This is a genomic window from Hydrogenobaculum sp. Y04AAS1 (genome assembly GCF_000020785.1).
Taxonomy (GTDB): Bacteria; Aquificota; Aquificia; order Aquificales; family Aquificaceae; genus Hydrogenobaculum.
On sequence record NC_011126.1, the window covers coordinates 307,872 to 322,466 of the forward strand.

Consider the following 14,595-nt stretch of genomic DNA (forward strand, 5'->3'; position numbering starts at 1 on the left):
TGCTATGGCTACAAGCTTGGAAGATGTAGAATTAAAGGAGCGTAAAAGATGGTGGCTCCTTGTATGGGGAACTGCTATAACGGTGGTTCTTATTTTTCTGGCTTTTACCGTCTACCAGATAAAATCAGTTCCCCCAATACCGCAACAAGTTCAAGTTCAAGGCACAAACAACACCCTTTACACAAAGGATGATCTAATAAAGGGTAAGGACTATTTTCAAGAATTTGTTCTCATGGACAATGGTACGATACTTGGGAATGGTGCCTACACGGGGCCAGATTATACGGCATGGATGCTTCATCTTCTTGTGCAGTCTTTAGAGAATATATACGCTAATGAGAAGTATCATGCTCCTTACGCGGCTCTTCTAAAAGAGCAAAAGGTTGATGTGGATTATTTAGTAAAACGCGATCTAAGAGAAATGTCTACACTAAAATCTCCGGTTACCACCGTAACACCAGAATACGCTAAAGCTTTTGAACAAGCTAAAGATACCATAGTAAACTTTATTGTAAATGGCAATCCGCGTTATGCATGGTTGGGTCACGTCGTCCCCAAGGATAAGGCTGAAAAAATAGTAGATTTTGTGAATTGGACAACGTTGTCTGCCACTACCGATAGACCAGACAGCAATATCACTTATACAAACAACTGGCCACCAGAACCAAAAATAGGATTAGGTTTGACATTTGACGATATATGGACTTCTTTGATAGCATTCATGGGAACATGGGTTGCGTCTATCGTTGTAATATTTCTTTTCTACGAATATTTTGAAAAGCTTGAAAACGCTGCCAAACCAGTAGCAGCTTTAGACATAGCCCCACTTACAAATATGCAAAAAAAAGTTTTAAAGTATGTGCCTATAGTACCTGTTTTTTTCTTTTTACAATGTGTGTTTGGCGGTTATCTTGCACACTTATACGCCGATCCTACACACAGCTGGTTGATACCGCAAAGCTTACTTCCTTTCAACGTAGCAAGACAGTTTCACATAAACTTAGCTGTGCTGTGGATAGCAATAGGATGGCTTACCGGAGGATTGTTTATAGCTCCGTTGGCTTCCGGTAGAAAAGACTTTAAACTCCCAATTCTCGTAGATATTTTATGGTTAGCTCTCGTTGTTGTAGGAGTGGGAGGTCTAATAGGCATATATCTTGGCACAGAAGGATATTTACAGAACGATAAGCTATGGTTCTGGCTTGGCTCTCAAGGCCGTGAATATTTGGAACTCGGTAGGATATGGGCTACTGGCGTATTGATAGGTCTCGTGATATGGTTTGTCATAGTACTTTTTACCATAAGACAAGCCAAAAAAATCACCCCATCTTTGAATGTGATGATGTGGTCTGCTTTTGCCATCGCTGGACTCTATATAGCAGCTTTACTACCATTTACCCACACTATACATAACTATACGATAGATGACTATTTTAGATGGTGGGTAGTGCATCTTTGGGTGGAAAACACATTTGAGTTGTTTGCCGCTGGGACATTGGCTTTTATAACTGTAGAGCTCGGCCTTGTAAATCAAAGATTTGCCAATGCAGTTATGTTCTTTGAAATGTTTCTAATAATAGGTGCCGGTACTATAGGCACTGGACATCATTACTATTGGATGGGAGAAGATAACTTCTGGATTATGTGGGGAAGTATACTATCTTCACTTGAACCAGTGCCTTTGGTGATGTTAATGGTGGAAGCTTACAGAGAGTATCATCACATACAAAACAAAGACAAGTTTCATTTTAACATGACATTTTACTGGCTTGGTATGTCTGCCTTTTTAAACTGGTTTGGTGCAGGTTTTTATGGTATGTTTATTAACGAGCCTGCAGTTAATTACTTTACACACGGTACATATTTTGTAATGGCACACTCTCACGTTGCCCTTCTTGGAGCATTTGGCTATATAGCTATAGCATTTATATATTTTATCCTTGAATATAGAGCAGCTGCCGAAGGATTCGTATGGGATATGAAACTCTCAAAATTGGCATTTTGGCTTATTACCATAGGTATATGCCTATACACTATACCAACAATGGTAGTAGGATTTCATCAATTCAAAGAGTCCTTTGACGTAGGATACTGGTATGCACGTACCAGAAGCGTATTGGAGCCCGTTCATTTCTGGATGTGGATAAGGATACTTCCAGATTCCATGGTGTTAGGCGGAGCCTTTTTGCTGATGGTTGACATCCTGTACAAACTATTCATGCCTATAAAAAAGATAGAAAAAGCAGCTTAGTTTAAAACCTCTTTGCTTTGGAAGGCCATCTGGCCTCCTTTTTTATTTTTCTTGATCTATATCAATGATTATTAATACCAAATTGTATCAAAATATTGTCATCAACTTAATGAAGGAGGTTTTTATGAGAAAGAAGCTGTTGTTAGCACTCTCGGTTTTTGGTATGGCTATGTTGCCATTTTATAGTGCTGATGCCATCTTGCTAAAAGCAAATGACAACGAGTTTGCAAACGTAGGTCTGAAGCTTGCTATTTGGGCTCAAAACAACGGTGCCATTACTACCAACGACCACAACAGTACAAACTTCAGCATAGAAAACGCAAGAATCTACTTTGCAGGCCAGATAAACCCTATAGTTCAATTTGGCGCAAACCTTGATTTTGCAGATAATAACGCTTTAGCTCCAGATGGTTCTGCAAGAGCTCATACTGGTGGTATAGGTCCAAAAACGGGGGCTTTTTCTGGTATAAGAGACGCTTTTATAAACTTTAAATTTATGCCGCAAGCCCAGCTTATGGCGGGCTTGTTTGTAGACCCATGGTCAAGGGTATCGCTTGGCGATTTGTATTCTTTCATAGTACCCCTTGAAAACTACAACCCCGGCATAGGCGAGATAGACGTTGATGGTTCAAAGTTATTGGGAAAATCCGTAGGCTTCATGAATCCAACAATCCCATTTACGCTTGGTTCTGATGTGGGTAACGCTTACCGGGATGCCGGTATAACCTTGTGGGGTGATATAGGTAAGGATGCCATGATAAAGTACTATCTCATGGCTGGTAATGGTAAATACGATTATGAAGCAGGTCAAAACGGTAATAGCAATCTAAAATATGGTTTTAGGATAGAATTTACACCTACAATGCTTGGATACAAAGGTACGCCAAGTTTTGTAGATGAAGATACGTTCCTTGGCAAACAAAACACATTGACATTTGCTTTTGCCTATCAACAACAAAAGATAGATTGCTCAGGTATATCGTCAAGCAGTATATGTAATAACCAGACCTCTTCCACCACAGCAAAAGCATATACATTTGACGTATTGTGGGAACAAAAGTTTGGGGATTTTGTGCCAAACTTCCAAGCTGCATGGCTTGACCAAAAGGATTTAGGGTATGCACAAGCTGGAACATCAGGACCAGTAGCTCAACCAGAAGCCGAAGGGTATTACCTACAAACACAGCTTTTATACGATCAAGTTGTAGGTTTAGGAAAACCAGCACTCGTGCTAAGATATGAAGAAGATGAAAACAAAAATTACTATACCTACAATGGCAATTTTGTAACTGGTAAAGTATCTATGACAGATATATTCTTTAACTACTATATAGATGGTGAAAATGCAAACATATCTTTAGGTGCTCAAATAGTATCTCCAAACTCTGATTTGAAAAACGCCACCGCAAATAATGGCAATCAACTCAAATCCTTCACAGACTGGACACTTGCTTTAAGAACCGTATTTTAATTTATTTTTCCCGCCTTTGGCGGGATGTTGTCTTTATACATTTTTGCATAGCTTTGTCTTAGACTGGGCGGATTCAAAGCCCAGTCTTTTTTAACTTAAATCCTCTTTTGATGTTTTTCTAAATATGCTAAGGAGGAGCCTATAAGCTTTTTCTTGTATATCTTCTTCTATGTCGTCTATAAAACCCATCTCATAGAATAAGAATATACGCTCCAACGTGCCTATGAAAAGCGCTGTGGCATATTCTGGTTGTATGCCTATCTCTTCATGGCTTTTAAAAAATTCGTATATAACATCTTTTGGCATTTTACCATCTTTTAGCTTTAGCTCATAGTCTATTTTAAAATAATGAAATAGATTTATAAACTTAAAAGCCTCTGGGTTTGTAAAAGCATAATTTAAAAACGCTTCGGATAGATTTTTTAAAGCTTCTTCAAAGTTTTGGGCTTTTGATAAGGCGCTACTTAAGTGGTTATAAAACTCCTGCGAGCTATTTAGAAAAAGAGATTTTACTATTTGCTCTTTGCTGTCAAAATGCCTATATATGGCTCCTTCTGTTATGCCCACCGCTCTTGCTATGTCTTTTATGGTAGTTTCTCTAATGCCTTTATTTGAAAATATTTTAAGAGCCTCGTGCAATATCCTGTTTCTTGTTCTTTTTGGCATGATAAGATATTAACATAAGTAAACATTAACAGCTATGATTTATATTTCTGGTAAATATCAGTATAGCTGTATGAGCTGGCATAAAATCTTCTGGTCTTAGTCTATCTGGATTTGGTTTTAACTTTCTAAGCAATATCTCAGATATTTCATAAACAAAGAATTTATCTTTTAATGATTCTAAAAGCTTTGAAACTTGGTTGTAGGTGGGTACCAAAAAACATACGTTTGCACCGGGTTTAAGCTCTTTGTGCAACTTATCTATGTACTCCCAAGGTTCTTTTGTGTCTATAAAAGCACAGTCAAAAAATCCTTCGTCGTATTTTGCATCGTTGTAGTTTGCTAGTGTGGCTTTTAACCTATCGTCTAAAAATCCAAAGGTTTTTAAGTTTTTAATAGCGTTGTCGTAAGCTTTTTGGTTTTCTTCGTGGGTGTATAAAATGGCATCTTCTTTCATGGTTTTTAATATAATGACACTCATTACAGCGCTTCCCATACCAAACTCAAGTATTCTTTTACAAGATGGTATATCTAATTTTATAGCCGTATAAAAAGCATCTTTTGGATATACTATTTGAGTTTCTCTTTTGAATCCATATTTTACAATTTCTTCGAGGGTGGGTTTTGCTACAAAAAATCCGTTTAAGAAAATGCCTTCTTCTTTGCCTATGATGTCATCGTATTTTAGTATGTGAGATTTTACGTTTAGGCTTTCGCCCTTTTTTACTCTTTTTATATAGACTCTATCGCTGTATCTTATTGTAACTAAATCGTTTTCCAATATCATCAAATTGGGGATATTTCAAAGAGAGGCTGACCGTATTCTACTATTTCACCGTTTTCTACCAAAATATTTTCTATCCTACCTCTTACATCGGATTCTATTTCGTTCATAACTTTTAAAGCTTCTATTATACACAAGGTTTGGCCTGGTGATACTATGTCTCCTACTTCTACGAAAGGTGGTGCATCTGGAGAAGGCGCTCTGTAAAAAGTACCCACCAATGGGCTTGTGATAACGTGATAGTTAGATTTTTGCTCTTCTTTAGGTGCTTGCACTTCTTCTTTCTGCCGTGAAACTTCCAATGGCCTTGTATCCTTTGGCACTTCTTCTACTATATAAGTTTGACCTTTTTCAAGTTCTAACGTAAAATCTCCAGAGGTAAGCTTCAACCTCTGTAAACTTGAGCTATCTAAGGCTTTTATAAGGGCTAGTATAGGTTCTAAATCCATATTACTTTTTCTGTGCTCTATCAAGCCTTTCCAAATATTGGCCTGTTCTCGTATCCACTTTTACTATATCACCTTCGTTTATAAAAAATGGTACTTGAATAACGGCTCCGGTTTCAAGTTTTGCAGGCTTTGAGCCACCAGCTGCGGTATCTCCTTTGAAGCCCGGGTCTGTTTCTATTACTTCAAGCTCCACTGCCTTTGGAAGCTCTATACCTATCGGTTTATTCTTGTAGATAAAAACTACTACAGTCATACCTTCTTTTAAAAATTTTGCCTCTTCCTTTATATCTTCCGCATTTATGCTTATCATTTCGTGAGTGTTTTGGGTAAGGAAGTGATATTCGTCTGCATCCTTATAAGAAAACTCTGCAAACACTTGCTCAAAATCTGCAAGTTCTATACTGTCAGAGGACTTGTAGGTGATTTCGATAGCGTTGCCAGTGTTCATGTTTTTGGCTTTTACTCTGACAAAAGCCTGGCCTTTACCAGGTTTTACGTGGTCGTAATCCACAACTCTGTAGGGCTCACCCTTGTACTCAATAAACATATCCCTTTGAATGCGGTTTATATCAATCTTTTCAGCCATGGTTTTTATTATAGCATAAATTTACCGTTAGATATTTTACAAATTGTTTTGCACTTCTACCAGAATAACCACCGGCGTTTAAGGCAAATCTATCGGCTTCTTTCTCAAATTCTTCGTTCCATGTTAGGTTTAGGCTTTTAACATGATGTTTTACAATATTTATATACTGCTCTTTTGAAAAGCCCCAAAAACCAAGCCTAAGGCCAAACCTATCCACCAAAGCGTAGGCGTCGTTTAGGCTATCTTCTGGAAACTTTTCGTCTTGTAGCTTTTCTATGGTAAGGTCTCTTCTATTTGAAGTGGCATAAACTATAAGGTTATCTGGTCTTTGTTCTATATCTCCTTCTAAAAGGGCTTTCATCAAAGAAAACCTTTCATCTTTTTCACTAAAAACAAGATCATCAAAAAACAGTATAAACCTATAAGGTTTATCGTAGATGTATTCGTATATAAAAGCCAAATCTTCAAGGTTTGATTTGTAGGCTTGTATCATCCTAAGCCCTTCGTCTTTAAATCTAAAAAGCATAGATTTTACCAAGGCAGATTTACCACTTCCTCTTCTTCCCCAAAGTAAAACATCGTTTGCCATATACCCTTTTACAAAGCAATGTGTATTTTTTATAAGTTTTTCTTTTTGGTCATCTATGAAAAGAAGATCATCTGGGTTTATAAGATCTGGTCTTTTTATAGGTTCTAAGTTTTTTTCTATTATCCTAAAAGCCAAAAAGGTTTTTAGTTCTAAGCTCATATAAGGTTGTATTTTTTTAGGACTTCTTTTAACTTTTCTTCGTTTTGAGGAAGCATTTCACAAAGAGGTAGCCTAAACTCTTTTTTTACCATACCCATCAAAGAAAGTGCGGTTTTTACAGGGATTGGGTTTGTCTCTATGAACATAATCTTAAATATTTCCAAAAGATAATAATGCATATCTCTTGCTTTTTCAAAATCCCCTTTTAAAGCGTAAGAGGTAAACTCCTTTATCTCTTTTGGCATCACGTTGCTTATAACAGAGACCACACCTTTAGCACCTAAACTCATCATAGGAAGTGTCAAAGAATCATCTCCAGAAAATACCGTGAAGTTTGGTATTCTTTTTAAAATCTCAGATATTCTATCCATGTTTGGTGTAGATTCTTTTGAGCCTTTTATATTCTTGTGGTCTTTTGCAAGCCTTTCTAAGGTATCTACAGATATTTCTATGCCTGTACGAGAAGGTATGTTGTATATGTATATGTCTATATCTACTTCTTTGGCTATCTTGCTAAAATGTCTATAAAGCCCTTCTTGAGTTGGTTTGTTGTAATAAGGTACCACCAAAAGAGCGCTATCTGCTCCTACTGCTTTTGCAAACGTAGTAAACCTCAAAGCTTCTTCAGTGGAGTTTGCACCGGTCCCAGCCATTATATGTATGCGTTTTTTTGCGCTTTTAACGGCAAACTCTATAACAGCTTCGTGTTCTTCGTAGCTTAAAGTAGGTGATTCGCCAGAAGTCCCGCATACCAATATGCCGTCTGTGCCGTTTTGTATTTGAAATTCAATGAGCCTCTCAAAAGCCCCGTAATCTACCTCGCCGTTTTTAAAAGGTGTTACTATGGCTGTTATGCTTCCTGTTAACATACTAATAATATAACCTAAAAATTAATATTTGGTTTTTTATTCTATCTTGGGAAATAGGTTTATTTTGGTTTTTATAGCCTCAAAGTCTATGGAGTAAGGCTTTGGAGATGTTATGTCGTATATCTTTACTCCCAAAGCGTCAAAAACCTCTTTCATCTTGTTTGGCATAAAAGGATTTAACATCCAGCAAGATAAGAGTATACCATCTATCAGCGTAAGAAGCACATCTTTTAAAGATGGATCGTTATTTTTGGCTAAGGTCCAAGGGGCTTTTTCATCCACGTATTTGTTTAGATAATCTACAAGCTTCATCACCTCTTCCAAAGCTTTGTGAAATTGAAGCTCGTTCATATATTTATCAAAAGCCTCCAAGACTTCTATAGCTATTTTTTTATAATCCTCATCTTCTTTTATATCATCTTTTTTGATAATACCGTATTTTATACACATGGCAAACGTTCTACTTATCAAATTTCCAATGCCGTTTGCAAGCTCTCCGTTTATTCTTCTTTTTACAGCTTCTTTGGAAAAATCCCCGTCTTGGCCGAAGGCCACTTCTCTTAGTAAGAAATACCTTGTTTCGTCTAAACCGTATTCGTTGACTACGTCGTAGGGATTTATAACGTTACCCAAAGATTTTGACATTTTTTGTCCTTCTACAGTCCACCATCCGTGAGCGTAAACGTGTTTTGGAAGTTCCATATCAAGAGACATCAAAAAAGCTGGCCAATAAACAGCGTGAAACCTCAGTATATCTTTACCTACTATGTGAAAATCCGCTGGCCAAAACTCTAATTTATTTTTAAACTTTAAAGCGGATATATAGTTAAACAAAGCATCAAACCATACATAAATAACATGGTTTTTATCAAAAGGAAGCTCTATGCCCCAGCTCACTCTTTCTTTTGGTCTTGTGATAGATAAATCTTTCAAGCCTTGTCTTACAAAAGCTATAACCTCTTCTTTTCTATAATCTGGTTTTATAAAATCTGTTTCGTAAAGCTCTAAAAGTTTATCTTGATATTTTGATAGTTTAAAAAAATACGTCTCTTCTTTTATAAGTTCGCATTTTTTCTTGTGTATAGGGCAACTGTAATCAAAATCTTTTATCTCGGATTCAGGTTTAAACTCCTCACATCCGACACAGTAGTATCCTTCATAGTATCCTTTATATATATCACCTCTTTCATAGACCTTTGTTATAACCTCTTGTACGTAAGCTTTATGGTAATCATCGGTGGTTCTTATTATATGATCGTAAGATATTTTTAGAAAATCCCACAGGTTTTTAAAGTTTTCAAAGTTTTTATCGCAAAGCTCTTTTGGAGTCATTCCTTTTTCTTCAGCGGCTTTTTGAAGCTTTAGCCCATGCTCATCTGTACCTGTTAGGAAGAATACATCAAAGCCTTTTTGCCTTTTGTACCTGGCTATGGTATCTGCTGCTATTGTAGTATAAGCATGACCTATATGCGGTACATCGTTTACATAATATATAGGTGTTGTTACGTAAAATTTCATAGATACCAATATAACATACTTTATTTTGTTTTAAAAGCCAAATAAGATGTATAATATGGTTGTGAGAGTTTCAAAAACGTATAGGCTTAGTTCAAAAGCTATTATGAAGATAGAGGCTTTGGTTGAAAAACTTGATATATCTGCCACAGAAGTAATAGAAAGAGCTATAGAAGAATTCTATTCTAAAGAGATAAAAGGCTTGCAGTGTATAGCCATAGAAAAATATAACGAAGCAATAGACAAGTTAAAAGAATCCAACGATACTATTTTAGATTTGAACAAACAGATAATGTCTTTGTATGAAAAGATAAAACAATTAGAGTACGATAAAATATCCTTAGAATTTAAGCTTAAAGAAAAAGAAAAAGCATACAACAGGCTTAAAAAGAAGGTGGAAAATGTACCATTCTGGAGAAAAGACCTAACTGAGCTTTTTGGTGCTAAAGACGAAGATGAAGATTAGATATTTACAAATTCTAAACTTACTTTAAAAAGAATATCTGGCCACTGTTTTTCGCTAAATCTTATCACTGAGCTCAAAACTTGATTTACGCCTTCTTTGTCTCTTCCTATCACAGCTGCTCCTATTCTTGAGCGTTGCCAAGAATCGTGAAAATCTATCTCAGATACCGATATTTTAAAGTTGCTTATTAGCTTATCTTTTATAGATCTTACATAATGTCTTTTTTCTTTTAAAGAAATTGCCTGCGGAATGTAAAAATCTATGATGGCTACGCCTATTACCATAAAAGTATTATAGCTTAGTATCTATATGTTTATTTATTAAAAGAAATTATTGCTGGTTAGCTTGCTTTCTATTTCTTTTAAGGTATCTTGGTAGGCTTTGTTGGTGGGTTCAAGTTTTAAGGCTTTTAATACATAAAACTTTGCTTTAGTAAAATCACCGAGCTTATAGTAAGTGTAGGCCAAGTTGTTCATGGCATCTTCATTTTTAGGGTTTATTTCTATGGCTTTTTCGTAGTATTTTATGGCGTCTTTGTACTTTTTTTCTTTAAAAAGCGCATTACCTAAGTCAAAGTATGCAATGTCACAGTGTTTATCTTTTCTTATCGCCATTTTATATTGATATATAGCGTCTTTAAAATCCTTTTGTTTTTCGTAGGTGTATCCAAGCTCCACGTGCTCTTTGGCACTAAGAGGATCATGTACTATAACTATGTAAGAACAAGAGCTTAGTATCATAGTAAAAGCCAAAAAAACAAGCTTTTTCAAGATATGATGCCACCTCCTAAGAGTATATCCCCAAAATAAATAGCTCCTACTTGTCCTTTTGCTACTTGCGTTGCCGGTTCTTTTAGAAAAATTATTACATTATCTTTATTTTCTTCTATATGCTTTATTGGGATGGGTTTTGAGTTGTATCTAATTTGAATATACATATTATCTTTTTCAAAGTCTTCTAACTTGTTGTAATCTTTTAATGTTATTGCATCTTTGAGAAGATATTCTTTTTCACCTACGTAAAGTATATTTTTTTCAATATCTTTTTCTACTACATAAAGTGGTTTATGATAAGACACCCCCAATCCGTGCCTTTGACCTATGGTATATCTGTGTATGCCTTTATGTTTTCCAAGCGTTTTTTGAGTGGCTATATGCACTATATCGCCTTGCGTCATGTCTATAAACTGAGACAGATAATCTTCTAAATCCATACCTTTTAAAAAACATACATCTTGAGATTCTATTTTGTTAGCCACTGGAAGATTTATCTTCTTTGCAATATCTCTGATTTCTTGCTTTGTCATATAACCCACTGGAAACATAAGGTAGTCAAGACTTTGTTTAGGGACAAGCGCCATAAAGTAAGATTGATCTTTTTCTTTGGCTCTTTTTATTTTACCTTCTTCTTTTATCACGTAGTGCCCTGTAGCTAAAAAATCTATATCAGCAGTTTGTTTTAAATAAAAGCCCAAAAACGCAGTTTTTACATCTTTATTGCATATGGCGCAAGGATTTGGTGTGAGCCCAGTTTTATAGCTTTTTATAAAATAATCTATTACTCTTTCCTTGAATAGATTTTCCCAATCAAGCGTAATATGTGGTATACCAAGCATATCGCATACTATTCTCGCATCTTGCACATCTTTTGGAGAGCAACATACTCTGGCGTTTTCTTTGCATTCTTCTTTATAAAACCTTAATGTAACTCCTATCACATCATGGCCTTGTTCTTTTAGCAAATATGCGGCTACGCTTGAATCAACGCCACCACTCATACCAACAGCTATTATCATTCTTACTTGTAAAGCTTACTTAGTATGTATAAAAATTGTTCTTTTGTTTTATACCCTTGATAAACTCTAAAGCGCCCGTTTGAGTATATGACAGCAAAAGCTGGGGTTCCGAACAATCTAAACTTTCTAATAAACTTATTTCCACCGGAGTCGTCTACATTTACCGAAGAAAATATAAAATGCTTATTTATAACATCCACTACGTCGGGCTTTTGCAACACATACTGATCAAAAAGATCACAATACGTACAATCGTTTCCATAAAAGTATAGCAACACTGGTTTGTGCTCTTTTTTTGATAGCTCTTGGGCTTGACTGTAATAATAAATATATAGTCCGTGCCATACGGTAAGGTTAGCGTTTGATACATTGCTTGTGGTGTCATCGGCCAATACCACAGTACTGAAAATCAAAAACGTTAAAAATATCCTAAAATACCTCATGTATATATGATAGCAGTTAAAAAGTAATCAAGTATAAGAATTAACATAGAAGAGATTACAACTGAGGATGTAGTAGCTCTACCAACACCTTGGTTCCCACCGCTTGTCTTGAAACCAAAATAGTTGCTAACTGTGGCAATTACTATACCATATACGAAAGCTTTATACAATCCCCCGTATATATCGTAAAAATCTACAATTTCCTTTGTTTTATCCCAGTACATATGCCCGTTTACATGGAATATTATGGTACTTACGAGGTACCCACCAATTATGCCAGAGATGTCTGATAAGATTGTGAGAAGTGGTAAATCAACCATGCAAGCAAAAAGTATTGGGCTTGTAATATAAGCGTAAGGGTTTATAGCCAGTGTTTCAAGAGCGTCTATTTGTTCGGTAACTTTCATAGTGCCTATAGAAGCTGTGATGGCTGAGCCTACTCTTGCCACTACCATAAGAGAGGTTAATACAGGTCCAAGCTCTCTACCCATAGAAAGAGCTACGAGTGCCCCAATGAGGTATTCGGAGTTAAACTTATGAAGTGTAGAATAAGTTTGTAGTGCCAACACTCCTCCTGTAAATAGCGATGTGGTAACCACTACCGGCACAGTATCTGCTCCTATGTAAATTACTCTATCTACAAAGTGCCTTATTTTTGGCCTATCTTTAAAAATGTGCAAAAGCGCCGTTAGGAAAATATAAAAAGCCTCTCCTAAAGCGTTTATAAATTCTACCATGTTTACTTTTTCTCCACCTTGTTTATTATAAAATAAACTATACCTATGAAAAGCATCAGTATACCAAGTATTAGAAGCTCAATACTTTTCTTTGGATACAAAGATATTATAAGTATTTTTCTTATAATTGCAGCTAAAGCTATACCTGCAAACACTTTAAGAGACAGCGGAGCTCCTTTTAAATGCTTTAATTCTTCGTTTAAAAGCTCTGATATCGCGTACAAAATAAGCGTAGAACCAAGTATCTCAAGGGCTGTAGACTCTGGGGACACTCTACCAAGTACCAAGTTTACCAATTCGTACAGTATCCATCCACCACCCACTATAGCCAAAAAGCTCATTATAGTAACGATAAAAAGATCGATTGATCTTGAAACTCCTTGAATGGCTTCTATAAATATTTTTTGGATTTTAGAAGTGCCTAAATAAGTTTTAAACTCCTCTTCTCTATAAGCTTCTGTGATAATATCGAGGTTTATATCGAGGATTTTATCTATAGACTTTAAAATCTTTATCTTTTCGTTTGCATCGGCGGTCTTTTCTATGACTAGTGTTTCTATAAACTCTCTAACAAAATTCATTGAAGAGTTTAGATAATGGGGTGGTAAACCTATTTGAACATGTCTCATGCCTATACGCTGAACTTTTGAAATATAAAGATGATCAACGTTTCCCTCAAAAAGCTCCAAAAACCAAGCTTGTAAGTGGGCTTTGTGTCTTTCTTTTATTTTTTCATCTTTTAAGTACCTATCTTTATCTTCAAATATATTAAAATATTCATAAAGCTTATTTACGAAGTCATACTTATGTTTAATCGCTATGTCTTTCATTTCTTTAAGGTGTTTTTCATCTTCTTCATCCCAGCTATAGTGCTTTTTAATTTCTTCTATGCTTCTCATTTATAACTAATATTATATGCTAAAATAAAAATCTTATGCATAGATCTATAGATAAAAAAGCTTTCTTTTTGTTGATAGTGTTATCTTTTATATGGGGTTACAACTGGGTTTTGATGAAGCAGGCCATAAGTTATATGCCAGAGCTTTACTTTGCCTTTTTTAGAACTATATTTGGTGCTTTTTTGCTTTTTGGTATCTTGGCTTTTAATAAGAAAAGCCTAAAAATAACGCATTTTAAATATGTGAGCATACTAGGGCTTTTGCAAACTACAGGTTTTGTAGGCTTTACCATCTTGGCTCTTAAATTTGCTAAAGCTGGTAAAACCGCTATTTTGGTTTACTCTATGCCTTTTTGGTTAGTGTTGTTTTCTTGGAAGATTTTAAAAGAAACACCGGATAGAAAGGAAATAATTAGCAATATTGTAGCTTTTTTAGGGCTTTTTTTGGTGTTAGAACCTTGGAACATGTTAGGCAACAAGGGGTTTTTAGGTGATGCTCTTGCTGTTTTAAGCGGTATCTCTTGGGCTTTTGCGGTAATTTGGCAAAAAAGACATCACAACTTAAATGCCGATATAGTTTCGTTAAACGCATGGCAGATGCTTATAGGAAGTATAGGTATTTTGATATGTGCTTTAATGTTTGAGAGATTTTATATGAAGTTTTCTTATTTTCTTTTGTTTGCTATATTTTATAATGCGGTTTTAGCAAACGCTTTAGCTTGGGTTATATGGAGTTATGCGATAAAAAGGCTCCCTTCTGGTTTTATGGGGCTTACTATGCTTACGACACCTGTAATAGGTATGATTAGTTCTATGATTATTCTAAAAGAGCGTATGGATTTTTACGAAATAGTTGGGTCTTCTTTTATTTTGTTGGGACTTTTAATAAATACCTTAGATCATATAAGAAAAGCTTAAAA

The 14,595-nt window shown here is 35.6% G+C and carries 17 protein-coding genes; 4 read left to right on the forward strand and 13 right to left on the reverse strand.

The window, feature by feature from the left end; translation table 11 throughout:
* The first annotated feature begins 4 nt into the window (after positions 1-4).
* Together HY04AAS1_RS01780 and HY04AAS1_RS01785 are read left to right on the forward strand one after the other, a co-directional pair.
* Positions 5-2,251 (forward strand): cbb3-type cytochrome c oxidase subunit I, encoded by a 2,247-nt coding sequence (locus HY04AAS1_RS01780; RefSeq protein WP_012513397.1) that lies wholly within the window; start codon positions 5-7, stop codon positions 2,249-2,251.
* A 124-nt stretch (positions 2,252-2,375) separates the two neighbouring features.
* Positions 2,376-3,722, forward strand: coding sequence for a hypothetical protein (locus HY04AAS1_RS01785; RefSeq protein WP_012513398.1), 1,347 nt, complete (start codon positions 2,376-2,378; stop codon positions 3,720-3,722).
* Positions 3,723-3,812: 90 nt separating this feature from the next.
* Here the strand turns inward: HY04AAS1_RS01785 and HY04AAS1_RS01790 are convergent, their stop codons facing one another.
* From HY04AAS1_RS01790 to metG, 7 genes are read right to left on the reverse strand one after another with little or no spacing between them, the layout of a single operon-like run.
* Positions 3,813-4,388 (reverse strand): TetR/AcrR family transcriptional regulator, encoded by a 576-nt coding sequence (locus tag HY04AAS1_RS01790; RefSeq protein WP_012513399.1) that lies wholly within the window; start codon positions 4,386-4,388, stop codon positions 3,813-3,815.
* A 25-nt stretch (positions 4,389-4,413) separates the two neighbouring features.
* Entirely contained in the window at positions 4,414-5,172 is a 759-nt protein-coding gene (locus HY04AAS1_RS01795; protein WP_012513400.1) for a tRNA methyltransferase complex GCD14 subunit, read from the reverse strand.
* A complete protein-coding gene (gene accB, locus HY04AAS1_RS01800) occupies positions 5,172-5,618 on the reverse strand; it encodes an acetyl-CoA carboxylase biotin carboxyl carrier protein (RefSeq protein ID WP_012513401.1) in 447 nt (148 codons plus the stop codon). Before accB ends, HY04AAS1_RS01795 begins: the two co-directional genes overlap by 1 nt.
* A 1-nt stretch (position 5,619) precedes the next feature.
* Positions 5,620-6,204: an elongation factor P gene (gene efp / locus HY04AAS1_RS01805; protein ID WP_012513402.1), complete on the reverse strand. Its 585-nt coding sequence runs from the start codon at positions 6,202-6,204 to the stop codon at positions 5,620-5,622.
* Complete coding sequence (locus HY04AAS1_RS01810; RefSeq protein WP_012513403.1) at positions 6,197-6,952, reverse strand: DUF815 domain-containing protein; 756 nt, start codon at positions 6,950-6,952, stop codon at positions 6,197-6,199. The genes efp and HY04AAS1_RS01810 overlap by 8 nt, the downstream gene beginning before the upstream one ends.
* Positions 6,949-7,821, reverse strand: coding sequence for a 4-hydroxy-tetrahydrodipicolinate synthase (dapA, locus tag HY04AAS1_RS01815; protein WP_012513404.1), 873 nt, complete (start codon positions 7,819-7,821; stop codon positions 6,949-6,951). Before dapA ends, HY04AAS1_RS01810 begins: the two co-directional genes overlap by 4 nt.
* A 36-nt stretch (positions 7,822-7,857) precedes the next feature.
* Positions 7,858-9,339: a methionine--tRNA ligase gene (metG, locus tag HY04AAS1_RS01820; protein ID WP_012513405.1), complete on the reverse strand. Its 1,482-nt coding sequence runs from the start codon at positions 9,337-9,339 to the stop codon at positions 7,858-7,860.
* A gap of 61 nt (positions 9,340-9,400) precedes the next feature.
* Here metG and HY04AAS1_RS08520 point away from each other — a divergent pair, with 61 nt between their 5' ends.
* Positions 9,401-9,802: a hypothetical protein gene (locus tag HY04AAS1_RS08520; RefSeq protein WP_337954081.1), complete on the forward strand. Its 402-nt coding sequence runs from the start codon at positions 9,401-9,403 to the stop codon at positions 9,800-9,802.
* Here the strand turns inward: HY04AAS1_RS08520 and HY04AAS1_RS01830 are convergent.
* Genes HY04AAS1_RS01830 through HY04AAS1_RS01855 form a run of 6 tightly spaced genes read right to left on the reverse strand, consistent with a single transcriptional unit; the run spans position 9,799 to position 13,676 of the window.
* On the reverse strand, positions 9,799-10,086 hold the full coding sequence (locus HY04AAS1_RS01830) for a DUF503 domain-containing protein (protein WP_012513407.1): 288 nt from the start codon (positions 10,084-10,086) through the stop codon (positions 9,799-9,801). The two genes, HY04AAS1_RS08520 and HY04AAS1_RS01830, sit on opposite strands and share 4 nt — an antisense overlap.
* A gap of 36 nt (positions 10,087-10,122) precedes the next feature.
* Complete coding sequence (locus HY04AAS1_RS01835; RefSeq protein ID WP_012513408.1) at positions 10,123-10,572, reverse strand: tetratricopeptide repeat protein; 450 nt, start codon at positions 10,570-10,572, stop codon at positions 10,123-10,125.
* Complete coding sequence (gene mnmA / locus HY04AAS1_RS01840) at positions 10,569-11,597, reverse strand: tRNA 2-thiouridine(34) synthase MnmA (protein WP_012513409.1); 1,029 nt, start codon at positions 11,595-11,597, stop codon at positions 10,569-10,571. Before mnmA ends, HY04AAS1_RS01835 begins: the two co-directional genes overlap by 4 nt.
* A 2-nt stretch (positions 11,598-11,599) precedes the next feature.
* Positions 11,600-12,040, reverse strand: coding sequence for a thioredoxin family protein (locus HY04AAS1_RS01845; protein WP_012513410.1), 441 nt, complete (start codon positions 12,038-12,040; stop codon positions 11,600-11,602).
* On the reverse strand, positions 12,037-12,777 hold the full coding sequence (locus HY04AAS1_RS01850) for an ABC transporter permease (protein WP_012513411.1): 741 nt from the start codon (positions 12,775-12,777) through the stop codon (positions 12,037-12,039). Before HY04AAS1_RS01850 ends, HY04AAS1_RS01845 begins: the two co-directional genes overlap by 4 nt.
* A 2-nt stretch (positions 12,778-12,779) precedes the next feature.
* Positions 12,780-13,676 (reverse strand): protoglobin domain-containing protein, encoded by an 897-nt coding sequence (locus tag HY04AAS1_RS01855; protein ID WP_012513412.1) that lies wholly within the window; start codon positions 13,674-13,676, stop codon positions 12,780-12,782.
* A 35-nt stretch (positions 13,677-13,711) separates the two neighbouring features.
* Here HY04AAS1_RS01855 and HY04AAS1_RS01860 point away from each other — a divergent pair, with 35 nt between their 5' ends.
* On the forward strand, positions 13,712-14,593 hold the full coding sequence (locus tag HY04AAS1_RS01860; RefSeq protein ID WP_012513413.1) for a DMT family transporter: 882 nt from the start codon (positions 13,712-13,714) through the stop codon (positions 14,591-14,593).
* The last annotated feature ends 2 nt before the right edge of the window (positions 14,594-14,595 follow it).

What these genes read in the sequence shown, in the direction of transcription:
- HY04AAS1_RS01850 (WP_012513411.1), bottom strand. Translation starts at nt 12,777, where the DNA reads ATGGTAGAATTTATAAACGCTTTAGGAGAGGCTTTTTATATTTTCCTA.
- HY04AAS1_RS01785 (WP_012513398.1), top strand. Translation starts at nt 2,376, where the DNA reads ATGAGAAAGAAGCTGTTGTTAGCACTCTCGGTTTTTGGTATGGCTATG.
- HY04AAS1_RS01845 (WP_012513410.1), bottom strand. Translation starts at nt 12,040, where the DNA reads ATGAGGTATTTTAGGATATTTTTAACGTTTTTGATTTTCAGTACTGTG.
- metG (WP_012513405.1), bottom strand. Translation starts at nt 9,339, where the DNA reads ATGAAATTTTACGTAACAACACCTATATATTATGTAAACGATGTACCG.
- HY04AAS1_RS01795 (WP_012513400.1), bottom strand. Translation starts at nt 5,172, where the DNA reads ATGATATTGGAAAACGATTTAGTTACAATAAGATACAGCGATAGAGTC.
- HY04AAS1_RS01855 (WP_012513412.1), bottom strand. Translation starts at nt 13,676, where the DNA reads ATGAGAAGCATAGAAGAAATTAAAAAGCACTATAGCTGGGATGAAGAA.
- accB (WP_012513401.1), bottom strand. Translation starts at nt 5,618, where the DNA reads ATGGATTTAGAACCTATACTAGCCCTTATAAAAGCCTTAGATAGCTCA.
- HY04AAS1_RS01790 (WP_012513399.1), bottom strand. Translation starts at nt 4,388, where the DNA reads ATGCCAAAAAGAACAAGAAACAGGATATTGCACGAGGCTCTTAAAATA.
- mnmA (WP_012513409.1), bottom strand. Translation starts at nt 11,597, where the DNA reads ATGATAATAGCTGTTGGTATGAGTGGTGGCGTTGATTCAAGCGTAGCC.
- dapA (WP_012513404.1), bottom strand. Translation starts at nt 7,821, where the DNA reads ATGTTAACAGGAAGCATAACAGCCATAGTAACACCTTTTAAAAACGGC.
- HY04AAS1_RS01780 (WP_012513397.1), top strand. Translation starts at nt 5, where the DNA reads ATGGCTACAAGCTTGGAAGATGTAGAATTAAAGGAGCGTAAAAGATGG.
- efp (WP_012513402.1), bottom strand. Translation starts at nt 6,204, where the DNA reads ATGGCTGAAAAGATTGATATAAACCGCATTCAAAGGGATATGTTTATT.
- HY04AAS1_RS01860 (WP_012513413.1), top strand. Translation starts at nt 13,712, where the DNA reads ATGCATAGATCTATAGATAAAAAAGCTTTCTTTTTGTTGATAGTGTTA.
- HY04AAS1_RS01810 (WP_012513403.1), bottom strand. Translation starts at nt 6,952, where the DNA reads ATGAGCTTAGAACTAAAAACCTTTTTGGCTTTTAGGATAATAGAAAAA.
- HY04AAS1_RS01830 (WP_012513407.1), bottom strand. Translation starts at nt 10,086, where the DNA reads ATGGTAATAGGCGTAGCCATCATAGATTTTTACATTCCGCAGGCAATT.